A 20,590-nucleotide genomic window follows, 5' to 3' on the forward strand; every position below is an offset into this window, starting at 1 on the left:
CGAAGCTTTTTCAGGCGCTCATCAGCATGCGGATATGGGCGGCGGCGGAAACGGCGAGGCCGCGCAGATCGTAGCCGCCCTCCAGAAGCGAGACGAGCCTACCCTCGCAATGATGGTCGGCAAGGTCCATCAGCTTTCCCGTCGCCCAGGCAAAATCCTCGTGGCTGAGGTTGATCTCCGCAAGGGGGTCTCGCTGGTGGGCATCGAAACCGGCCGAAACGATGATGAGATCGGGGGCGAAATCCTTCACCCGCGGCAGGATGCGCTCGCAGAAGGCCTCGCGGAACATCTCCGTGCCGTCGCCGGCGGAAAGCGGCGCGTTGCAGATGTTGCCGGCGCCCGTCTCCGTCAGCGCACCGGTGCCGGGATAAAGCGGCATCTGATGCGTGGAACAGTAGAGCACGCTCGGATCGGTCCAGAAGATGTCCTGCGTGCCGTTGCCGTGGTGCACGTCCCAGTCGACGATGGCGACGCGCTCCATGCCGTGCTCGCGCTGGGCGTAGCGGGCGGCGATGGCGGCGTTGTTGAAGATGCAAAAGCCCATCGCCTGGTCGCGCTCGGCATGGTGGCCGGGCGGGCGCAGCGCCACGAAGGCATTGGAAAATTCCCGCCGATTGACGGTGTCGACGGCACGGCAGACCGCGCCGAGGCCGCGCATGGCCGCATTCCAGGAGCCGGGCGAGACGACCGTATCGGCGTCGATGCGCGCCAGCCCGACCTCCGGAATGGCAGAGCGCACCTTGTCCACATATGCCTCTGGATGGGCGAGAAGGCCGATCTCGGGTTCGGCCATCGGCGCCTCCTCGCGGGCGAGGCCGGCAAAAGCCTCGTGGTCGAGCGCGGCATGCAGCGCCTTGAGGCGATCGGGCCGCTCGGGATGGCCGGGCGCCGTCAGATGCTCCAGGAAATCGGAGTGGTGAAGAAGAAGGGTGGTCACTCCGCCGCGTCCCGCGGCCGGCGACATGTCCCCGATATGCCGTGCCGCCGCCCCGTGCGTACATCGGCCCGTCCATAGGACGGCTTTGCACAGACTTTCGCCATTTCGGCTGCCGTTTCGCTCCCCAAATATTGATTCAACGCCTAGCAGCGTCTGCCGACAAAGTCATCGGCCTGAAACACTTCCGTCAAACTAGACTGACGCCGCCCGCCGTCCAGCCGAAAGATGGTGCCGCAGCGGCTGCGGCTGCTGCGCTCGCGCCCCGGCGGCTCAGGCGCGGGGCGCGGCGGCGCGGGCGAGCCTGTCGTTGATCGCCGCGCCGAGGCCCTGCCGCGGCACCGGGGCGACGGCGATCACCGCGGCGCCGGAGCGATCGAGCTCGTGCAGGAAGGCAAAGAGGCTGGCCGCCGCCTCAACGAGGCTTCCGGCCGGGCTGAGGTTACGTGTCGCAACCGCCTCGCCGGCGTTTTCCGGAAGGGCCGGTCCGAAGGCAAGGAGCGCCTCGCCGGGCTCCACGCGCGCCGCATCGAGCCGCAGCGCGGCCCGTGGCGCGTAGTGGCTCGACATCATGCCGGGCGCCTCGATTTTCCGGGCCTCGCCCGAAACCGTCTCGGGGGCCAGGAGCCGCTCGCCGAGCACCGCCTCGATCTGAGCGGCATTAAGGCCGCCGGGGCGCAGCAGGCGGGGCGCCTGGCCGGCGAGAGAGACGATCGTCGATTCCAGCCCGACGCGGCATGGACCGGCATCGATGATGGCGTCGATGCTTTCGCCGAGGCCCTCCGCGACATGGGCGGCGCTCGTCGGGCTGAGGCGGCCGGAAGGGTTGGCGCTCGGCGCCGCGAGCGGCCGGCCGAACCGGGCGATCAATTCGGCCGAAGGGCCCGATGGCCGCCTGATGGCGATGGTGCCGAGGCCCGCCGTGACCAGCGGATGCACCGGCGCGCCCTCCGCCAGCGGCAGGACAAGCGTGAGCGGGCCCGGCCAGAAGGCCTGCGCGAGCCTTTCGGCGCGCGCATCGAAGCGCGCGCAGCTTCGCGCCATGGCAAGGTCGGCGACATGGGCGATCAGCGGGTTGAAGCGCGGCCGGCCCTTGGCGGCGAAGATCCTCGCCACCGCCTCGCCGTTCGTCGCGTCGGCGGCAAGGCCGTACACGGTCTCGGTCGGAATCGCGACGAGGCCGCCATGGGAGAGGATATCGGCCGCTTGCTTCAGCAGCTTTTCGTTGTCACCCTCCCGCCAGCGTAGAATCCTTGCGCTCATGCCGCTTCGTCATCCTTGCAGCTTACGTAAACGGCACATACAACCGGAGGCATAGATCGCCTTGGCTCTGCGGCGCTGGCCGGCCTGTCCGCATCGCCCCATATTCGGGGCGCGTCAAGGGCCGGAGAGGCTGCCGGGGTGCCGGGAGCCGGCGAGGATCGGACAAGGGCAGCGCCACGAAACGCGCCTGGGAGGGAGACCATATGTATCGTGCGCCCGTCGCGGAAATCGCCTTCACGCTGAAAGAGATCACAGGCCTCTCCAAGGCCATCGAGGCCGGACATCTCGGCGAGCTCACCGACGACCTGGTCGATGCCATCCTCGAGGAGGCGGGACGCTTCGCATCGGAAGAGATCGCCCCGCTCAACGCGACCGGCGACCGTGAGCCCGCGCGCTTCAAGGACGGGGCCGTGACGATGCCCCCCGGATGGGCCGAGGCCTACCGCAAATGGTGCGAGGGCGGCTGGGCCGCGCTTTCGGCGCCGGAGGAGTTCGGCGGCCAGGGCCTGCCCCTGATGCTGCAGGTCGCCGCCTTCGACATCTGGAACGGCGCCTCGCTCGCCTTCGCGCTCGGCCCGACGCTGACCGTCGGCGCGGTGGAAGCCCTGCATCTGCATGCCAGCGACGAACTGAAGGCGCGCTATCTTGCAAAGCTCGTCTCCGGCGAGTGGACGGGCACGATGAACCTCACCGAGCCGCAGGCCGGCACCGATCTCGGCGCGCTGCGCTGCCGGGCCGAGCGCCGCGACGACGGCACCTACCGCCTCTTCGGGCAGAAGATCTTCATCACCTATGGCGAGCACGACATGACGGACAACATCGTCCACACCGTGCTCGCGCGCCTGCCCGACGCGCCGGACGGCACCAAGGGCATCTCCCTCTTCCTGGTGCCGAAATACCTCGTCAACGAAGACGGCTCGCTCGGGGCGCGCAACGACGTGGTCGCCGCCTCCATCGAGCACAAGCTCGGCATCCACGCCTCCCCGACCTGCGTCATGCTCTATGGCGAAGGGCGGGCTGGCGCCGGGGGCGTCACGGAAAAGGGCGCCGTCGGCTATCTGATCGGCGAGGAGAACCGGGGCCTCGCGGCCATGTTCACGATGATGAACAATGCCCGCCTGATGGTCGGCATCGAGGGCGTCGGCATCGCCGAGCGGGCGACGCAGCAGGCCAGCGCCTATGCGGCCGAGCGCCGGCAAGGCCGCGCCGTCGGCAGCGGCGACAGCGAGATGAGCCCGATCATCGTCCATCCCGACATCCGCCGTACGCTGCTCGCCATGCGCGGGCTGACGAGCGCCAGCCGGGCGATCTGCTACGCCTGCGCGCATGCGATCGACATGGCGAAGGCCGGCGCGCCGGCGCCGGAGGGCGCGGGCGGAGAGAAGTTCTGGGGCGAGCGGGCGGCGCTGCTGACGCCGATCGCCAAGGCCTTCTCCACCGATGCGGGCGTGGAGGTCGCCTCGCAGGGCATCCAGGTGCATGGCGGCATGGGCTTCATCGAGGAGACCGGCGCGGCGCAGCACCTCAGGGATGCACGCATCACGCCGATCTACGAGGGCACCAACGGCGTGCAGGCCATCGACCTCGTCACCCGCAAGCTGCCGCTCTCGCAGGGCGAGGCGATCCGCCTCTATCTTGCCGAGCTCGGCGAGATCGCCGAGGCGGTCCGCGCCTCCAACCGGCCCGAGCTCGGCCATATGGGCGAGGCCGTCGCCGCCTCCCTCAAGGATTGCGCGCAAGCCAGCGAGCACCTGCTTTCGGAGCTTCTCGCCGGCCATGTCGAGGCGGCGCTCGCCGGGGCGACGCCGTTCCTGAGGCTCTTCGGCCTTGCCGCCGGCGGCGCCTATCTCGCCAGGGGCGCCCTCGCCACCGACATGGAGGGCGGCGACGCGGCGAAGCTGCGCATCCAGGTGGCGCGCGCCTTCTGCGAGCGCCTCGCCCGCCAGACACGGGGACTGAAAGAGGAGGTCGTGGAAGGCGCCGACGCTGTGCTCACGACCTCCGGCGAACTTCTGGCGGCCGCATCATGAGCGACCTTCTGATCGAGGACCGCCCCGCCGACAGCGGCTCCATCCGCCTCATCCGGCTCAACCGGCCGCACAAGAAGAACGCCCTGACCACCGCCATGTACCACGACATGGTGGAGGCGCTGCGCGAGGCCGGAGAGGACGCCGACATCGCCGCCTGCGTCTTCCTCGGCCATCCGGGCGTCTTTTGCGCCGGCAACGACATCGCCGACCTCAAGAATGCCGGCACCGACCGAGAGGGCAGCTTCGGCCTCGCCGCCGATATCCTCAACTTCCTCAAGGAGCTGGCGCTCAGCGAGAAGCCGCTGATTGCCGGCGTCGACGGGCTCGCCGTCGGCATCGGCACGACGCTTCTCATGCATTGCGACTATGTCGTCGCCGCCGAGACGAGCACCTTCAGGACGCCGTTCGTCGATCTGGCGCTGGTGCCGGAAGCCGCCTCCAGCCTGCTGGCACCGCGGGTGATGGGCCACCAGCGCGCCTTCGAGCTGCTCGTCATGGGCTCGGCCTTCGACGCGCGGAAGGCGGAGATGGCGGGCCTCGTCAACACCATCGTGCCGGAAGGGGCGGCGGAGGAAGCCGCGCTGAAGGCGGCGGGCATCCTGGCGGCCAAGCCGCGCGAGGCGATGCTGGTGTCGCGCCGGCTCCTGCGCGGCGACCGCGAGGCGGTGCTGGCGCGCATCGACGCGGAGGCCGAGCTCTTCGGCGAGAGACTGGCGAGCCGAGAGGCGCAGGCCCTCTTCGCGGCCTTTCTCGGTTCCTGACCCAACCCCATCCGACCAAGCGGAGACATTCCATGAGCCTTGCCGGCAAGACCCTCTTCGTGACCGGCGCCTCGCGCGGCATCGGCCTCGCCATCGCGCTGAAGGCGGCCGCCGACGGCGCCAATGTTGCTGTCGCCGCCAAGACCGCCAAGCCGCATCCGAAGCTGGAAGGCACCATCTTCACCGCCGCCGAGGAAATCGAGAAGGCCGGCGGCAAGGCGCTGGCGCTCGAAGTCGACATCCGTGAGGAAGAGGCGGTGAAGGCGGCGATCGCCAAGACGGCCGAGACCTTCGGCGGCATCGACATCGTCGTCAACAACGCCTCGGCGATCCAGCTGACGAAGACGCCCGACACGCCGATGCGCCGCTACGACCTGATGCATCAGGTCAATGCCCGCGGCACCTTCATGGTGACGAAGACCGCCCTGCCCTTCCTGGAGAAGGCGAAAAATCCGCATGTGCTGATGCTTTCGCCGCCGCTCGATCTTTCAGAGCGCTGGTTCGCCCCGCATGTCGCCTATTCGATGGCGAAATACGGCATGAGCCTGTGCGTTCTCGGCTTTGCCGGCGAGTTCCGCTCCAAGGGGATCGCCGTCAACGCGCTGTGGCCGCGCACGACGATCGCGACGGCCGCGATCAAGCATGTCGTCGGAGGAGAGGCGATGATGCGCGCCTCGCGCAAGCCCGAGATTCTCGCCGACGCGGCCTACCGGATCTTTCAAAAGCCGGCGGACGAATTCACCGGCAACTTCCTCATCGACGACACATTCCTCGCCGGCGAGGGCGTGACCGATTTCGATCCGTACCGCGTCGATCCGACCGTCGCGCTGCAGCCGGATTTCTTCGTGCCGGCCGATTCGGTGCCGCCCGCCTCGCTGAAACCCGCCGGAAGCTAGCCGACAGCGAATTCGCCCGAGATATCGACCCGGGCGGGCGTGAAGGCCTCTTTCCAGGCCGCGAGATGATCCGGGTTGCCGAAAGCCGGCACGACGCGGCTGGCGCCGACGGCGGCGGCAAGGCGCGCATTTTGCGCCAGCGTCGGATGGACGTTGTAGCGCCGGAAGACCGCCTCTCCCGCTTCCACCATGCGATAGCCGCGCGTCTGTGCGTGAAGGTGGCCGGTGAAGACGGTCGAAAGCCCCGGGATGGCGCGATCCAGGATCTCGGCCGTCACGCCGGAATCGCCATCGGCGTCTGCCGAGAGATAGACCTCGGCATCGGCATCCGGATCGGCCGCATCGGCGGCCGTGCGCGCGAGCTTTTCCGCCCGTTCCGCCACGCCCGGCGCGGCATAGGCGCTGTCGGGGCCCGCCACCCGCGTGAGATATCTGCGAACCTCGCCATCGACGGCGATCCGGCGTCCGGCCTCGTCCATGATCAGCGCCAGCTCGATGCCGCGCCCATCGGCCGGGATCGGGATCAGCACACGGCCAGCCTCCGCCAATTGCAGGATGTCGCCAAGCTGCGCGGCACGCGGCTCCTGCGCCGCTCCGTAGGAGGCGTCGAGGACGATGGTGGCGGCGGGCGGCGGCGGATCGAAGGCGAAGACGTTCGATTCGTCGCTGTGGTCGCCCATGTAGAGGAAGCCGCCGCCGGCATCGATGCGCGTCCAGACGCCGCCGATGGCGTGGCCGCCGCGCCCCGTCTCGGCGGCGAGGCCTGCGATCTCCGTCCGCCCGCGCACGGGAAGCTCGAAGGCGTTGCCGCGCGGGCCGAGCCGGGCGAGCACAGCGGCCGTGGCGTAGAGGGGCGGATCGCCGAGCATCGGAAGAAGGTCGAGCGCCCCGATGTGGTCGTGATGGCCGTGGCTAAGGACGACAGCGTCGACGCGGCCGATGCCGGAAAGGTCGGCGCGCCTTCCGGTCGCCTTCTCCTCGCCGAGATCGAACAGGATGCGCCGGCCCTCGGCCTCCACCAGAAAGGTGGCGGGCTGTTTGGGGCCGAGCCCGGAGATGGCCTTGAAGCGCAGCGTCACGCGCCGACCTTTCCCGGCAGAAGCCAGCCATCGCGCAGGCAAACATGGACCAGATCGCCCTCTGCGGGCGGCGCGCCATGACATTCGAGCGTGAGCGCCTCCTCGCCGGCCTCCGCAAGGACGGTGACAACCGTGGCGGCTCCCTGGAAGGTGGCCGCGGTGACGCGGGCGGCGATGCCGGAAGCGCCAAGGCCGAGATCGGCCGGACGCACGCAGAGAAGCCGCTGCTCTCCCGCCTCCCCGCTGCCGCGCACGCAAACCGGCGATCCAAGGGCTTCGGCGACAATAAAGCCGTTCTGCCGGCCGCGAACCGTCGCCGGCAGGAGCATGCCGCGGCCGACGAAGCGGGCGACCATCTCGGTCGCCGGCTCCCGGTAGAGGCTTTGCGGCGCCGCGACCTGCTGCAGGGCGCCCCTGTCCATGACGGCGATGCGGTCGGCGAGCGCCATCGCTTCGTTCTGGTCGTGGGTGACGTAGACGAAGGTCGCGCCGATCTCGCGGTGGAAGCGGCGGAACTCGGCCTGCATCGATTCCCGCAGATGCGCGTCGAGATTGGCGAGGGGCTCGTCGAGGAGAACGACGGCGGGCCGCATGGCGAGGCAGCGCGCGAGCGCCACGCGCTGCTTCTGCCCGCCGGAGAGCTGCGCGGGCTTGCGCTCGGCGAAGCCGCCGAGACCGACGAGATCGAGCGCCTCGGCGACGCGGCGTCTGCGCTCGCCGGCCGCAACGCCGCGCACCCGGAGCGCGAAAGCGACATTTCCCGCCACCGACATATGCGGCCAGAGCGCATAGGACTGGAAAACCATGCCGACGTTGCGCGCTTCCGGGGGCAGCGCCCAGCCGGCGCGGGCGACAATCTGCCCGCCGAGGCGCAGCTCGCCCGCATCGGGTACCTCAAAGCCCGCCAGGAGCCGCAGGAGCGTGGTCTTGCCGCAGCCGGAAGGCCCCAGCAGCGCCAGGAACTCGCCGTCCTCGATGGCAAGGTCGACGGCCTTCAGCGCCTCGGTCCGGCCGAAGCGCTTCGTCAGGCCAGAGGCCGTCACGCCCGCCATGGCACCATCCCGGAAGGCAGTTTTCGCGCGAAGAAGGCGGCGATGCCGGCAAGCCCGAGCGCGGCGATCAGCGCCAGGGTGGCGAGCGCGGCGGCGGCGGTGGTGTTTCCCTCCCGGTGCAGGAAGAAAACCATGACGCCGAGCGTTTCCCAGCCGCTCGACCACAGGAGCGCGGAAACCGTCAGCTCGTTGAAGGCCTGCATGAAGATGAGGAGACCGCCGGCGGCGAGCGTCGGCGCGACCAGCGGCGCCAGCACCGCCCTCAGCCGCATGAACATGCCGGCGCCGGCGGCGCGTGCCGCCTCGTCCATGCCGGGATCGAGGCTCTCCATGGCGGCGACGGTCGGGCGCAGGACGAGCGCGAGGAAGCGGGCGAGATAGGCGATCAGGATGATCCATCCCGTGTTGTAGAGGCTGACGCCGAGGCCGGGCAGCGGCGGCAGGAAGACAATGATGATGGCGATGCCGAGGACGGTGCCGGGAATGGCATAGGGCGCATCCGCGACGACGTCGAGGAGGCGCGCGACCGGGCGCCGCTCCACGACCGAGAGGTAGGCGAGCGGCAGCGCGACGGCGGCGCTGATCGCCGCGGCGGCGAGCGCTAGGCCAAAGGAGTTACGGAAGGCGCGCTCCGCCGCCTCGTAGCCGAAGAGGACGAAGCGATAATTGTCGAGCGTGACGGTATCGAGCGTCAGCGGCACGCCGAGCGCCGGCAGGAGCGAGGTGCCGAGGAGGGCGAAGAGCGGCAGGACGGCGATGACGAGGAGGAAGAGCCCGATGCCCGCCTCCGCCGGCAGGCGCCAGCGGCCGAGCGGAAATGGCACAAGCGGGGCGCTGGAACGCTCGATCGCCGCCCCCAGACGGCGCGCGGCGAGGCTGCGGGCCAGAAGGCCCACGGCCGCAATCAGCGTGAGGATGACGGCAAGCGCCGCGACCTGGCCGAGAACGCGGGGGCCGAAGCCCTGCAGGCGCTGGTAGATGAGCGTCGTCAGCATGGTGTAGCGGCCGGGGATGCCGAGGAGCGCCGGCACGCCGAAATTGCCGATCGAGGCGACGAAGGCGAGCGCGCCGCCGCTGAGGACGGCGGGAAAGGCAAGGGGCAGCAGGATGCGCAGGGCGATCCTGAGCGGCCTTGCCCCGGCCAGCCTTGCCGCCTCGACGATGTCGGAGGGGAGCGAGGCGAGGGCCGCCCGAACCGTCAGAAAGACGAGGGCGGCATGCTCCACCCCCATGACGAGGACGATCCCCCATTTGGAATAGAGCGGATTGGTGGTGCCGGCCTCCGGCGCAAGGCCGAGCGGCGTCAGGACCGGGCTCGTCGGGCCGGTCAGCTCGATCCAGGCGAGCGCGGTGATCTGCGAGGGGATGAGCAGCGGCAGGAGGAGCATGAAGACGATGACGCCCTTGCCGCGCATGTTGGTGAGGACGAGCATCGTCGCCGTGACCGTGCCGATCGCGACGGAGACGACGGTGGAGAGAAGCGAGGCTTCGAGCGTGTTGGTAAGCGCCCGGATGGCCGCGCGGCTCTGCCACTGGTCGAGGAAGACGCCGAAGAGCTCGCCAGCCTTGTTGGGCGCCAGCGCCTCGGCGAAGAGGCGCGCCAGCGGCCAGAGGGCGAAGGCGGCGAGGTAGAGCGCGACGAGGACGAGGAGAAAATGGCGCTCGACAAAGCGCCGGAAAGGCGGGCGCGCGAAGGCCGCGCCCGCCAGACCTCGATCAACCGCCGAAGAGCTCAGCGAATCTCTCCTTGTTCGCCTGGTCGTCCTTCAGGAGCGCTTCGGCATCGGTCGGCAGGATCTTCAGCGTGCCCACCTTCGGATAACCCTCCGGCGGCGTGACGTCGTCGAAGATCGGGAAATAGCCCTGGCCCACCGACTGTTCCTGCGCCTTTTTGGAAAGCTGCCAGTCGACGAAGGCCTTGGCCGCCTCCTCGTTGTCCGTCGATTTCAGAATGGCTACCGGCTGCGAGATCGCCGTCACGCCCTCCGCGGGAAAGACGAACTCGACCGGCGAGCCCTTCTTCTTCGCATTGAAGGCCATGTATTCGATGATGATGCCATAGGCCTTCTCGCCGCGCGCGACGGCCTCGATCACCGAGCCGTTGCCCTGGCCGGCGACGGCGCCGTTATCGGCGAGCGTCTGGTAATAGTCCCAGCCGAATTCGGGCTGCTGCACCATGGTACCGACATGGATGACGGCGGCGCCGGAGTAAAGCGGCGAGGGCATGATCGTCTTGGCCGCAACGGCTTCGGCCGTCAGGTCCTTCCAGGAGGCCGGCGCGTCTTCGACCAGCCCGGTGTTGTAGACGATGCCGGTGGTGATGAGCTTGGTGCCGAAGAAGGTATGGTCGGGATCGATCAGCGCGTCCGGGATGTCTTCGATCGGCGCATCGTCATAGGCCATGAGCCGGTCGTCGTTCTTCAGCTGCGTCATGGCGACCGCGTCGGCGATCAGGACGACGTCGGCAGGCGAGGAGCCGGCGGCGAATTCCGCCTGCAGCTTGTTCATCACCTCGGTCGTGCCGGAGCGGAAGAGCTCGACGTCAACGTCCGGATAATCCTTGTTGAAGGCTTCGATGACGGTCTGCATCTGCTCTGTCGGCTGCGAGGTGTAGACCGTGAGCGTGCCGGCGGGCTCGGCATGGGAGATGCCGGTGGCGCCGGCAAAGGCGATGGCCAAAGCGGCCAAGCCGGTAAGCGGCCTGAACATGGGGCGTTTTCCTTCTGCGGTGAAAGATTGGTGCAAGGCTGGAACCCCGGCTAGCAGAGCCGTGTGACGCTTTTCTAACGGCTGTTCCAGCGTCCTTCACGGCGGAAGCACGCGGCCGAAGCGCGCTGCGTGCAGCCCAAGCCGGGGCCCCGACGAATGCTCAGGCGGAGGCCTTCCTGGAGGAGGCACCGGCCTCGCGCCATTTGCGCATCAGCGCTTCAAGCTCCGGATCGGTGTGGTCCGGCAGTTCGATGCGCAGCGTGACGAGCAGGTCTCCCCGCCCCTTGTCCGTCGGCAGGCCCTTGCCCTTGAGGCGCAGCACGCGCCCGCCGCTCGTATGGGGCGGGATGGTGAGGCTGACGGATCCCTGCAGCGTCGGCACGGTCGCCTTGCCGCCGAGGACCGCCTCGTCGAGCGCCACGGGCACCTCGATCCTGAGATCGGAGCCATCGACGCGGAAGCGCGGATGCGGCACGAAGCGCACCGTGACGAGCGCATCGCCCGGCGGACCGCCCGTCGGCGAGGCATGCCCCTGCCCCTTCAGGCGGATCACCTGGCCGTCCCTGACGCCCTTCGGCAGGGTGAGCGCCACATCGCGCCCGCCCGGCAGGCTGACCGTCGGCTTGGCGCCCGAGGCGAGGTTTTCCAGCGTGACGGCGATCTCTGCCTTCACGTCCGTGCCTTTCTGCGGCCGGGCGCGCGGCGGCTCCTTGGCACGTCCGCCCCCGCCGCCGAAGGCGCCGAAAATCGAATTGAGGATGTCCTCGTCTCCTGCCGAGCCGCCCGTATGCGTCGCGCGGCCGCCCGGACCGGTGGCGAAGCGGAAGGTGCGGGAGCGCCCGCCACCGGGGCCACCGGCCCCGCCGCGGGAAAAACTCTGAAAGACGTCAGAGAAGTCTCGCGGGTCGAATCCGCCCGCCCCGCCGGGGCCGCCCGGGCCACCGCCGGCAAAGCCCTCGAAGCCGGCAAAGCGCGGCTTGCCTTCCGCGTCGATCTCGCCGCGGTCGAACTTCTCGCGCTTTTCCTTGTCTCCAAGGAGCTCATAGGCGGCGTTCGCTTCGGTGAAGCGCTCCTGGGCTTTCTTGTCGCCGGGATGATGGTCCGGATGGTTGGCCTTGGCCAGCTTGCGATAGGCGCGCTTGATCTCCGCCGCGCTCGCGCTGCGTGAAAGACCCAGAATGTCGTAAGGGTCGCGCATCTCATCCATTCCCAAGAATTACGATTGGTTTCACGGGGAATATGGGAATGGAAAGGGCCGGATGCCAACCCTTGGGCGGCTTATCGGGCCTTGTCGCCGGCTAGCTCGCCGAGCCGGTCGCCTCGATCTCGACCTGGCCGGTGGTCTCGTCCTTGCAAAGCGTGCCGCCGTAGCGATGCACGCCGCCGATGCTGGTTACCGTCGCCTCGATGTCACGGCAGGTGCGCGCTTCCTGCTGGACGGGAGAGGACAGGGGACGCACGACGCCGGCCGAGCCGGTGACCTCGTTGATCCAGTCGATTCCGTCCTTCGGCATGACGTCGAGGCCGGCAATTCCCGCCGTCTGGCCGATCCGCGCCGCATCGGAATAGGACAGAGCATCCGGCAGCGGCTCGTGCACGGTGACGGCCGGCGCGACGGAGCCGGTGGTGATGGCGGCCGAATCGGAGGAGCCGCCGGAAAACGGCATCGTCACCGTGCCGCATCCGGAGAGCGAGACGGCGAGGATGGCCGCGATGGCAGCTTGCCTGTGGAGAATGACGGGCTGACCGTGGTAGGGGCAGTAACTCAACGCAGCTAACCGACACCGATATGACACTTCGCGAGCAAGATGCCTCTGCACAGTTAACAAGCCGTGACTTCACCGAGCGTGGAGACCCGATCGCGCTTTTTTCCGAATGGCTTAAGGAGGCCGAAGCTTCCGAGCCGAACGATCCGAACGCCGTCGCGCTGGCGACGGCGGATGCGGACGGCCTGCCCGATGTGAGGATGGTGCTGCTCAAGGCCTACGACGAGGACGGCTTCGTCTTCTACACCAACCTTGAAAGCCGCAAGGGCGAGCAGCTCGCCGCCAATCCGAAGGCCGCGCTGTGCTTCCACTGGAAGTCGCTCGCCCGCCAGGTGCGCGTTCGGGGGAATGTGAGCCCCGTTTCCACCGAGGAGGCCGACGCCTATTTCGCCAGCCGGGCGCGGCTTTCGCGCATCGGCGCCTGGGCGAGCCGCCAGTCCCGGCCGCTGGAGAGCCGCTTCGCGCTGGAAAAGGCGGTCGCCACCGAAACGGCGCGCTTTGGAACCGGCAAGATCCCGCGCCCGCCCTATTGGAGCGGCTTTCGCATCGCCCCGGTGCAGATCGAGTTCTGGAACAACGGCGCCTTCCGCCTGCACGACCGGGTGCGCTTCACGCCGCATGGCGATGGCTGGATGAAACAGCGGCTCTATCCGTAAGCCCGAGCTCCACGCCTTACGCCCGCGCTTCGTAGAAGAAGCGGTGCAGGCCCACCTCTCCGGTCGGGCGCATGCGCTTTGCCCAGCCCGGGCTCACATAATTCGCATGGTAGTGGGTGGAGCGCCACAGGGCACCCCGCCAGATCGGCGTGTCGGCGCATTCGGAACGGCAGGAGAGCAGCCAGTCGGCGCGCTGCACGATCTCCCGCCACAGCTTCGGGTCGGCAACCTTGTCGGCCTTGCCGTCGCAGGCGAAGGAGAACTGGCAGCGATTGCGCTTCTTCGCATTCTGGAAGACGACGCCGCAGATCGTATCGGGATAGCGCTCGTCCTTCACCCGGTTGAGGATGACGCGGCCGACCGCAATCTGCCCCTTGGCGGTCTCGCCGCGCGCTTCGAAATAGAGCGCCTTGGCCAGGCAACGGCGCGGCGTGCGCGCGGCCGCCGGTGCGCCGGCCTTCGCTTTGCCGGCCATTACGGAGGAGGCCCGCTCGGCCGGCTTCGGCCGTGGCAGCTCGACCAGCGCGGAGGATGCCCGAGGCCCCGCATGGGCCGTGCCGCCGACTCCAACCGCGAGGATGGCGAGCGCGAGCGCCAAGGCGCCGCCACGCCTCGCGCGAACGGTGTTGTACATGAAGATCCCTTTGCCGCATCGGAGGCGGTCGAACCGCCCCTCTTCTTCCCGCAGCCGGCTTCTGCGGGAAACGAGGCGACAATGGGGACCTCAGGTGGAGATTTCCCGACCCGCTCGCCTCAAATGAGGCGAGGAGCTGGCAGGGGCTCTCAAGGCTGGCGCGGGCCTTGCGCCAGCCGCGGAAGTCAGCCCTTCTCCACCTCGATCATGATCTCGTTGCGGCGCAGGAAGCCGGGCACCATCGGCGGATTGTAATAGGCGTAGACCGGCTCGCCCTTCGCGGTCAGCTTGCGATCGGCGATGAACATGCGCAGCGCGGCAAGGTTTTCCAGCGCAAGCCGGTCGCTCATCTTTCCGGCGAAGGTGACGGAGGCGACGCGGCGCGCCGGCACTTCCTTGAGATCCACCTCCTCCTGGACCGGCTCGGGCAGATCGGCCCGGCCGAGCTTGGCCGGCATCAGGAACTGGACGCGCCAGCCACGGCGGGCACCCGTCTCGCCGACGACGGGAACCTGCATGACAGGCGCCGTCATGGCGATCTTCCGGCCGGGGCGCTGACGGGCGAAGATATAGTCGGCGAGGCGCTGGAAGGCCGCGCTCGCAGCCTGCTCGCGCCGGCCGGCCGCATGCGTCTCGGCGACAATCTGCGGGCCGTAATCGCGCACCTCGAACTCGCTCTCCTTGTCGACGACGTCGTAGTCCGGCTCCTCCACGTAGAGGGAGGTTCGGCGCGCCGCATAGATCGCCCCGCCAACGAGGATCAGCGCGGCGCCGGCCGCGACGAGGCCGGTCATCGTCGGACGCTCGCGGGCATAGTTGGCGCCGGCCCGCGCATATTCGGCGCCGAGCTTGGCGCCCGCCCGGGCATAGCCCGCGCCCGAGCGGGCATAGTCGCCTGCCGTCTCGCTGCCCTCGCGGTACCATTCGGCCGGCCGGTCGTACCAATGCTTGGGCTGGCGCCGCCACGGCGCGGCGCCTTCAATCCGTTTCGGCAGGGATCGACCGGCATCCTCCAGCTTCTCCTGGAGTTCGTCCAACTGGTCGCGGATTTCGGAATACGAACGGGAAAGCGCGTTCGCCATCATGATCCTCCTTGGCGCCCTGTGGTGAATCCGGGGCGCGAATGTTGCGTGTCGCCTCACCAACGCGCGCGCCCGGTTCCGGTTGCCGGCCGAGGCCGGTGGCGAAAAAGGGTTCCGGTCGCGCGGCCGACATGCTTCCATCCGGCATGCTGAATCGGAGCCCCTTCCCCCGCCCCCTGCGGCGAGGCCTTTGCATCGCCGTCGCGCTGCTCGCGGGCGGCATCCTGCCGACGCTTGCCCATGCCGACACGGCCTGCCGGGGCGGGCAGAGCTTTTCGGCCTTCCTCGCCGCCTTCCGGCAGGAGGCGGGGCGCAAGGGCATCTCAGAGAGGACGCTCAAAAACCTCGACGGGCTGACCTTCGACGAAAAGGTCCTGTCGCGCGACCGGGGCCAGCCGACGCTTTCGCTCAGCTTCCTGCAATTTGCCGACCGGCTCGTCTCGAAGAGCAGATTGCAGCGGGGCCGCGCCATGCTGGAGCGCCACCGCGCCACCTTCGCGAAGATCGAGCGCGAATACGGGGTGCCCGGACCGGTGATCGCGGCCTTCTGGGGGCTGGAGACCGATTACGGCGCCTATATGGGAGACTTCTCGTCGCTGCGCTCTCTGGCGAGCCTTGCCTATGATTGCCGGCGCTCGGAGCTCTTCTCGGACGAACTGATGGCGGCTCTCACCCTCCTGGAGCGCGGCGACCTTGCGCCGGCGGAGATGCACGGCGCCTGGGCGGGCGAACTCGGACAGGTGCAGTTCACCCCCTCGAACTACCTGAAATTCGCCGTCGACTACGACGGCGACGGCCGGCGCGACCTCGTCGGCAGCGTGCCCGACGCGCTCGCCTCGGCGGCGAAGTTCCTCCTCCATCTCGGCTGGAGGGCGAACGAGCCCTGGCTCGAAGAGGTGGAGGTCGGGCCGAAAGTGCCTTGGGAGCATGCGGGAAGAAAGCGCTACAAGCCGCGCGCCGAATGGGCGGCGGACGGCGTGAAGCGTCGCGGCGGCTCGGCGCTGCCGGCCGACAATGCCCTTGCCGCACTCGTCCTGCCGATGGGGCGCGCGGGGCCCGCTTTCCTCGCCTATCCCAATTTCGACATCTACTGGGAGTGGAACAACTCCTCCAACTATTCGCTCGCCGCGGCCTATCTCGCCACCCGGCTCGCCGGCGCGCCGCCGATGCAGCGCGGCGATCCGGCCGCGATGCTCTCTTCGGCGGAGCTCGCTGAAGTGCAGAAGCGGCTCAATGCGCGCGGCTGGGATGCGGGGCCGGCCGACGGCAGGCTCGGCCAGAAAACTCGCGACGGCGTACGGGAGGCACAGCTCGCTTTTGGCATGCCAGCGGATGGATATCCGACGCGAGACCTACTAGACCGGCTTCGCCGCAACTAGCCGCACCCGCCGCGAGAGACGAGCTCCCCCAAGATGAACGCCCCGACCAAGACCGCCGCCACCCCGGCGAGCTTCGCGCTCGGCTCCATTGCCGTCGCCATCGCCGGCATCCTGCTGAAGGCCTTCGCCTGGCAGCTGACGGGCTCCGTGGCGCTCTTTTCCGACGCGCTGGAGAGCCTGGTGAACCTCGCGGCAGCCTGCGGCGCCTATATCGCGCTCCGCCAGGCGGCGCGCCCGCCCGACGTCTCCCATCCCTTCGGGCACCACAAGGCGGAGTATTTCTCCGCCGTGGTGGAAGGCGTCCTCATCATCATCGCCGCGCTCCTGATCATGAAAGAGGCGTGGGACGTGCTCTTCGATCCGCGCCCGTTGCAGGATCTCGGCGTCGGCCTCTTCGTCAACAGCCTGGCGGCGATCCTCAACGGGGCATGGGCCTGGCACATCCTGCGCCGCGGACGCGCCTTCCGCTCGCCCGCCCTCGTCGCCGACGCCAAGCATCTGTTCGCCGACGTCGCCACCTCCATCGGCGTCATCATCGGCGTCATCGCGGCGGGCATGACGGGCTGGTACATCCTCGATCCGCTGCTGGCGGCGGCCGTCGCCGTCAACGTCCTGTGGTCCGGCTGGCACCTGGTGCGCGATTCGGTGGGCGGGCTGATGGACGAGGCGGCACCCGAGGAGATCAGGCAGGAAATCCACGAACAGATCCAGCTGCATGGCGCCGGCTCCATCCAGGCGCATGACCTGAGGACGCGCGTCGCCGGGCAGCGGACTTTTCTGGAATTCCATCTCGTCGTGCCCCGCGACATGCGCGTCGCCGACGCGCACCGCATATGCGACGCCATCGAGGACGGACTGCGCGGCAAGCTTGGCGACATCCATATCGCCATCCATGTGGAGCCCGCGGAGAAGGCGAAACCAGAGGCCGAGGTCATTATCGCGGAGAGCCCACCACCGCCCGCGAACCCAGCTTCCGCCGGCTAAGTTACGCGACTGTCATCTTTTTTCATGGAACGCTGGCGTACCCTTCCCGATTGTCGGTCCGAAGGGGCTTTGCAAGCAAGCCAGGAGAACAAGATGAAGAAGTTGACCCACCGCGCGGGTCTGACCGCGCTGGCGGCCAGCATCGTGCTGACCATGGCGCCGATCGCGGCGGGAGCGGCGCCGCTCATGCCGAACGCAATGCCGGGCGCCAGCGACGTCGTGCAGATCCAGGGAGAGCGCTGGATGCAGAATCGGCCCGGAGCCCGAACCGAGCGCTTTGGGGAGCGCTCCGGAGATCGCACCCGCCATCGCGATTCCCGCGCTTCCAACCATTGGGACCGCAATCGCCACGGCCCGCGCTACCGCAATCGCAGGAACGGCTACACGCATTATCACGACGGCTACTACTACGCGACGCCCTGGTGGCTCGCAGCCGGCGCCATCGGTGCCTTCATCGGCGCACAGACGCAGCCGAATCGCGGCGGCGAGCGGGCGCACGACGATTGGTGCTCGCAGCGCTACAAGAGCTACAATCGCCGCTCCAACACCTTCCTGGGCTATGACGGCCGCCGTCACGCCTGCAACAGCCCCTACGACAACCGCTGACAGGCCCTGAGCGGCCAGCCAGAACGAGCCCCGGCGCCAGCGCCGGGGCTTTTTCGTGCCGCCTCAGCCGCGGAAGGGAAACTGCGCCTCGCGCAGCCACGGCCCGCCGAGATAGCGCCAGAGGAGAAGGCCCTCCCCCTTCGCCCCGAAGGGCCGGAAATCCTTCTGGAGCTCGCGCCTCAGCGCCTCGCCTTCCTTGACCGGGACCTTGTTCTGCACGGTCACATGCGGCGAGAACCCGCCACGATCCTGCATCGTCAGGAAGGGCTCCATCTCCCGCTGAAGGGCTTTTCGGAGCGCCGACAGCGCCGGGGCCTGCAGGGTGAAGGCGGTACCCCCGCCGAGCGACTTGACGCCCGTCACCTTCATATCGATACGCCGCTGGTCCCGGGCCGCGCCCGCAAGGAGCGGACGGATCGTCGCCATCTCCTCGCCCGGCAGGGCATGGAAGAGCGTCAGATGCGCCGGGACCTGGTTGCGCTCCGGCGGAAAATGCCGCCGCCGCAACGCGTCGAAAAAGGCGAAGCTCTTCTCGTCCAGCTTCAGCGTCAGGACGAAGGCGTCCATCGCCTCAGGCGAGCGCCGACCAAGCGGCGAGCGCCGCCACCGTCTGCGGCACGAGAGCGAGGCGGTTGACCACGGTGACGGCGCCCGCCTCCGTCAGCGCATCGGCATGGCCCGGCCAGGAATGCGAGGCGCCGGTGAAGCCGATGACGCGCATCCCCGCCGCCACGGCGCCGGCGACGCCATGGGTGGAATCCTCGACGACGATGACCTCGGCCGGATCGGCCGAGAATTCCTTCGCGGCATGAAGAAAGACGTCGGGCGCCGGCTTCTGCTTTCCCTCGCCAAGGTCGCGGGCCGAATAGATGAACGGGCGGAAGCGGTCGTAAAGGCCGGTCTTGCGCAGTTCCATTTCCAGCCGCGCCGAGGTGGAGTTGGAGCAGATGCAGATCGCCGCATCCAGCCTGTCGAGCATCTCCTCCACGCCGGCCACGGGGGAGAGGCCCGCTTCCAGCGCCTTGTCGATCTCCTCCTCCGAACGGCCGCGGATCGCCTGCGGCACCGGGCGGCCGAGCTCGGCCTCGGCAAGATCCCAGATGCGCTCGCCCGTCAGTCCGGCGAAGCGCGTCGCCATTTCCTCGGGCGAAATCTCATAGCCCGCCTCCGTCAGAAGGCGCGCCTCCACGCGTGCGGCGATGATCTCTGAATCGACGAGCACGCCGTCGCAATCGAATATGACCAGCATGGGCATAGCCAATAGGGCACGCACTCCTTGCGGCAAAGGCCCGGACGGTCCAAAAAGACCGCCCGGCCCCACTGCGCCGGACGATGAGGAGATCTTGTTGCGTTACGTTTCCACGCGCGGCGAGGCCCCGGCGCTGGGTTTCCGCGACGTTGTCCTGAACGGCCTTGCGTCGGATGGCGGGCTCTACCTGCCTGAGGAATGGCCGTCGTTTTCGCGGGACGAGATCGCCGCACTCGCGAACCGCCCCTTCCAGGACATCGCATTCGCCGTCATGTCGCGCTTTGCCGGCGGCGAGATCGCCGATGCCGCCCTGAAAGACATCATCGCGGAAGCCTATCGGGGCTTCCGCCACCCGGCCGTGACGCCGCTGGTGCAGATCGCCCCGGCGCATTTCCTGCTGGAGCTCTTCCACGGGCCGACACTCGCCTTCAAGGACGTGGCGATGCAGCTGCTGGCCGGGCTGATGGATCACATCCTGGCCGAGCGCGGCGAGCGGGCAACCGTCGTCGGCGCCACGTCCGGCGATACGGGCGGCGCGGCGGTGGAGGCTTTTCGCGGCCGCGAGCGGGTCGATGTCGCGGTCCTCTTTCCCGATGGCCGCGTCTCGGAGGTGCAGCGCCGGCAGATGACGACGCCGGAGGACGAAAATGTCCGCGCCATCGCGATCCGGGGCCATTTCGACGACGCGCAGGCGCTCGTCAAAGCGATGTTCGCCGATACGCCCTTTCGCCGCGAGGTCTCGCTGTCGGGCGTCAATTCCATCAACTGGGGCCGCGTCGCAGCACAGACCGTCTACTATTTCGCCGCCGCCACGGCGCTCGGCGCGCCCAACCGGAAGGTCGCCTTCACGGTGCCGACGGGCAATTTCGGCAACATCTTCGCCGGCTATGCGGCGATGCGCATGGGCCTGCCCATCGACAAGCTCGTCATCGCCACCAACATCAACGACATCCTCGACCGGACGCTGAGAACCGGACGCTACGAGGTGGGAGACGTCGTGCCGACCGCCTCCCCCTCCATGGACATCCAGGTTTCCTCCAATTTCGAGCGCCTCCTGTTCGAGGCGGAGGAGCGGCAGGCGGAACCGACGCGCCGGCTGATGGGCGGGCTCAAGCAGTCCGGGACCTTCCAGATCGAGGAAGGAGCGCTTGGCACGATCCGCGGCCTCTTCGCCTCCGGCCGCTCCGACGAAGAAGAAAACGCCGCCACGATCCGGCGGGTGCATGAGGAGACCGGCCTTCTCCTCGATCCGCACAGCGCCATCGGCGTCGCCGTCGCTGAACGCAACTTGAAACCGGGCGTGCCGATGATCACCCTCGCCACAGCCCATCCGGCCAAGTTTCCCGATGCCGTGCAAGCCGCGAGCGGCATCCGCCCCGCCCTGCCGGAAAGCCTTCAGGACATGATGCGAAAAAAAGAACGATACGAAGTCCTGCCCGCCGAGCTCGGCGCGGTGGAGGATGCCATCCGCTCCCATAGCCGCGCCACCCGGATCGGGGCCTGAGCGGAT

Annotated in this window: 20 protein-coding genes; 8 read left to right on the top strand and 12 right to left on the bottom strand. The window is 68.6% G+C overall.

All coding sequences use genetic code 11. From position 1 onward, the window contains the following. Positions 1 to 10: 10 nt before the first annotated feature. Together CLD20_RS09175 and CLD20_RS09180 are read right to left on the bottom strand one after the other, a co-directional pair. Entirely contained in the window at positions 11 to 937 is a 927-nt protein-coding gene (locus tag CLD20_RS09175; protein ID WP_224406315.1) for a histone deacetylase family protein, read from the bottom strand. A 270-nt stretch (positions 938 to 1,207) separates the two neighbouring features. Continuing rightward, positions 1,208 to 2,197, bottom strand: coding sequence for an L-threonylcarbamoyladenylate synthase (locus CLD20_RS09180; RefSeq protein ID WP_224406316.1), 990 nt, complete (start codon positions 2,195 to 2,197; stop codon positions 1,208 to 1,210). Between the two features lie 203 nt (positions 2,198 to 2,400). Here CLD20_RS09180 and CLD20_RS09185 point away from each other — a divergent pair, with 203 nt between their 5' ends. Genes CLD20_RS09185 through CLD20_RS09195 form a run of 3 tightly spaced genes read left to right on the top strand, consistent with a single transcriptional unit; the run spans position 2,401 to position 5,884 of the window. After that, positions 2,401 to 4,227: an acyl-CoA dehydrogenase gene (locus CLD20_RS09185; RefSeq protein ID WP_224406317.1), complete on the top strand. Its 1,827-nt coding sequence runs from the start codon at positions 2,401 to 2,403 to the stop codon at positions 4,225 to 4,227. Next, the gene (locus CLD20_RS09190; RefSeq protein ID WP_224406318.1) at positions 4,224 to 4,988 is read left to right on the top strand and encodes a crotonase/enoyl-CoA hydratase family protein; all 765 of its coding nucleotides are present in this window, start codon (positions 4,224 to 4,226) and stop codon (positions 4,986 to 4,988) included. Before CLD20_RS09185 ends, CLD20_RS09190 begins: the two co-directional genes overlap by 4 nt. Before the next feature lie 32 nt (positions 4,989 to 5,020). Continuing rightward, complete coding sequence (locus CLD20_RS09195; protein ID WP_224406319.1) at positions 5,021 to 5,884, top strand: NAD(P)-dependent oxidoreductase; 864 nt, start codon at positions 5,021 to 5,023, stop codon at positions 5,882 to 5,884. Here CLD20_RS09195 and CLD20_RS09200 read toward each other — a convergent pair. From CLD20_RS09200 to CLD20_RS09225, 6 genes are all read right to left on the bottom strand, one after another. Continuing rightward, complete coding sequence (locus tag CLD20_RS09200; protein WP_224406320.1) at positions 5,881 to 6,963, bottom strand: MBL fold metallo-hydrolase; 1,083 nt, start codon at positions 6,961 to 6,963, stop codon at positions 5,881 to 5,883. The genes CLD20_RS09195 and CLD20_RS09200 overlap by 4 nt on opposite strands. After that, entirely contained in the window at positions 6,960 to 8,015 is a 1,056-nt protein-coding gene (locus tag CLD20_RS09205) for an ABC transporter ATP-binding protein (protein ID WP_224406321.1), read from the bottom strand. The genes CLD20_RS09200 and CLD20_RS09205 overlap by 4 nt, the downstream gene beginning before the upstream one ends. Further along, complete coding sequence (locus tag CLD20_RS09210; protein ID WP_224406420.1) at positions 8,003 to 9,724, bottom strand: iron ABC transporter permease; 1,722 nt, start codon at positions 9,722 to 9,724, stop codon at positions 8,003 to 8,005. Before CLD20_RS09210 ends, CLD20_RS09205 begins: the two co-directional genes overlap by 13 nt. A gap of 7 nt (positions 9,725 to 9,731) precedes the next feature. Next, complete coding sequence (locus CLD20_RS09215) at positions 9,732 to 10,724, bottom strand: ABC transporter substrate-binding protein (protein WP_224406322.1); 993 nt, start codon at positions 10,722 to 10,724, stop codon at positions 9,732 to 9,734. Between the two features lie 160 nt (positions 10,725 to 10,884). Continuing rightward, positions 10,885 to 11,922 carry a DnaJ C-terminal domain-containing protein gene (locus CLD20_RS09220; protein ID WP_224406323.1) on the bottom strand — a complete coding sequence of 346 codons (1,038 nt, stop codon included), beginning with the start codon at positions 11,920 to 11,922 and terminating at the stop codon, positions 10,885 to 10,887. Between the two features lie 100 nt (positions 11,923 to 12,022). Further along, a complete protein-coding gene (locus tag CLD20_RS09225; RefSeq protein ID WP_224406324.1) occupies positions 12,023 to 12,493 on the bottom strand; it encodes an RT0821/Lpp0805 family surface protein in 471 nt (156 codons plus the stop codon). A gap of 20 nt (positions 12,494 to 12,513) precedes the next feature. On the opposite strand from CLD20_RS09225, the gene pdxH reads away from it, so the two are divergent. Next, entirely contained in the window at positions 12,514 to 13,146 is a 633-nt protein-coding gene (gene pdxH / locus CLD20_RS09230) for a pyridoxamine 5'-phosphate oxidase (RefSeq protein ID WP_224406325.1), read from the top strand. A 16-nt stretch (positions 13,147 to 13,162) separates the two neighbouring features. Here pdxH and CLD20_RS09235 read toward each other — a convergent pair whose 3' ends face one another. Next, a complete protein-coding gene (locus tag CLD20_RS09235; protein WP_224406326.1) occupies positions 13,163 to 13,780 on the bottom strand; it encodes a cell wall hydrolase in 618 nt (205 codons plus the stop codon). 185 nt (positions 13,781 to 13,965) lie between these two features. Next, positions 13,966 to 14,862 (bottom strand): heme-binding protein, encoded by an 897-nt coding sequence (locus CLD20_RS09240; protein ID WP_224406327.1) that lies wholly within the window; start codon positions 14,860 to 14,862, stop codon positions 13,966 to 13,968. Between the two features lie 146 nt (positions 14,863 to 15,008). Between CLD20_RS09240 and CLD20_RS09245 the strand changes: the two genes are divergently transcribed. From CLD20_RS09245 to CLD20_RS09255, 3 genes are all read left to right on the top strand, one after another. Continuing rightward, positions 15,009 to 16,241 (top strand): lytic murein transglycosylase, encoded by a 1,233-nt coding sequence (locus CLD20_RS09245; RefSeq protein WP_224406328.1) that lies wholly within the window; start codon positions 15,009 to 15,011, stop codon positions 16,239 to 16,241. Positions 16,242 to 16,274: 33 nt separating this feature from the next. Next, the gene (locus tag CLD20_RS09250; protein WP_224406329.1) at positions 16,275 to 17,225 is read left to right on the top strand and encodes a cation diffusion facilitator family transporter; all 951 of its coding nucleotides are present in this window, start codon (positions 16,275 to 16,277) and stop codon (positions 17,223 to 17,225) included. 93 nt (positions 17,226 to 17,318) lie between these two features. After that, complete coding sequence (locus CLD20_RS09255; RefSeq protein WP_224406330.1) at positions 17,319 to 17,831, top strand: BA14K family protein; 513 nt, start codon at positions 17,319 to 17,321, stop codon at positions 17,829 to 17,831. Positions 17,832 to 17,894: 63 nt separating this feature from the next. Here CLD20_RS09255 and CLD20_RS09260 read toward each other — a convergent pair whose 3' ends face one another. Beyond that, on the bottom strand, positions 17,895 to 18,398 hold the full coding sequence (locus CLD20_RS09260) for a 2'-5' RNA ligase family protein (RefSeq protein WP_224406331.1): 504 nt from the start codon (positions 18,396 to 18,398) through the stop codon (positions 17,895 to 17,897). A 4-nt stretch (positions 18,399 to 18,402) separates the two neighbouring features. After that, on the bottom strand, positions 18,403 to 19,080 hold the full coding sequence (locus CLD20_RS09265) for an HAD family phosphatase (RefSeq protein WP_224406332.1): 678 nt from the start codon (positions 19,078 to 19,080) through the stop codon (positions 18,403 to 18,405). 97 nt (positions 19,081 to 19,177) lie between these two features. On the opposite strand from CLD20_RS09265, the gene thrC reads away from it, so the two are divergent. Further along, the gene (gene thrC / locus CLD20_RS09270; RefSeq protein ID WP_224406333.1) at positions 19,178 to 20,584 is read left to right on the top strand and encodes a threonine synthase; all 1,407 of its coding nucleotides are present in this window, start codon (positions 19,178 to 19,180) and stop codon (positions 20,582 to 20,584) included. Positions 20,585 to 20,590 lie beyond the last annotated feature (6 nt).

Origin of the sequence: Afifella sp. IM 167, from assembly GCF_020144925.1 — a bacterium.
Classification (GTDB): domain Bacteria; phylum Pseudomonadota; class Alphaproteobacteria; order Rhizobiales; family Afifellaceae; genus Afifella.

Excerpts from the sequence above, each read along its gene's own strand:
- CLD20_RS09180 (WP_224406316.1), bottom strand. The coding sequence starts at position 2,197 with ATGAGCGCAAGGATTCTACGCTGGCGGGAGGGTGACAACGAAAAGCTG.
- CLD20_RS09185 (WP_224406317.1), top strand. The coding sequence starts at position 2,401 with ATGTATCGTGCGCCCGTCGCGGAAATCGCCTTCACGCTGAAAGAGATC.
- CLD20_RS09190 (WP_224406318.1), top strand. The coding sequence starts at position 4,224 with ATGAGCGACCTTCTGATCGAGGACCGCCCCGCCGACAGCGGCTCCATC.
- CLD20_RS09195 (WP_224406319.1), top strand. The coding sequence starts at position 5,021 with ATGAGCCTTGCCGGCAAGACCCTCTTCGTGACCGGCGCCTCGCGCGGC.
- CLD20_RS09205 (WP_224406321.1), bottom strand. The coding sequence starts at position 8,015 with ATGGCGGGCGTGACGGCCTCTGGCCTGACGAAGCGCTTCGGCCGGACC.
- CLD20_RS09215 (WP_224406322.1), bottom strand. The coding sequence starts at position 10,724 with ATGTTCAGGCCGCTTACCGGCTTGGCCGCTTTGGCCATCGCCTTTGCC.
- CLD20_RS09220 (WP_224406323.1), bottom strand. The coding sequence starts at position 11,922 with ATGCGCGACCCTTACGACATTCTGGGTCTTTCACGCAGCGCGAGCGCG.
- pdxH (WP_224406325.1), top strand. The coding sequence starts at position 12,514 with ATGACACTTCGCGAGCAAGATGCCTCTGCACAGTTAACAAGCCGTGAC.
- CLD20_RS09235 (WP_224406326.1), bottom strand. The coding sequence starts at position 13,780 with ATGTACAACACCGTTCGCGCGAGGCGTGGCGGCGCCTTGGCGCTCGCG.
- CLD20_RS09240 (WP_224406327.1), bottom strand. The coding sequence starts at position 14,862 with ATGGCGAACGCGCTTTCCCGTTCGTATTCCGAAATCCGCGACCAGTTG.
- CLD20_RS09245 (WP_224406328.1), top strand. The coding sequence starts at position 15,009 with ATGCTGAATCGGAGCCCCTTCCCCCGCCCCCTGCGGCGAGGCCTTTGC.
- CLD20_RS09250 (WP_224406329.1), top strand. The coding sequence starts at position 16,275 with ATGAACGCCCCGACCAAGACCGCCGCCACCCCGGCGAGCTTCGCGCTC.
- CLD20_RS09255 (WP_224406330.1), top strand. The coding sequence starts at position 17,319 with ATGAAGAAGTTGACCCACCGCGCGGGTCTGACCGCGCTGGCGGCCAGC.
- CLD20_RS09260 (WP_224406331.1), bottom strand. The coding sequence starts at position 18,398 with ATGGACGCCTTCGTCCTGACGCTGAAGCTGGACGAGAAGAGCTTCGCC.
- CLD20_RS09265 (WP_224406332.1), bottom strand. The coding sequence starts at position 19,080 with ATGCTGGTCATATTCGATTGCGACGGCGTGCTCGTCGATTCAGAGATC.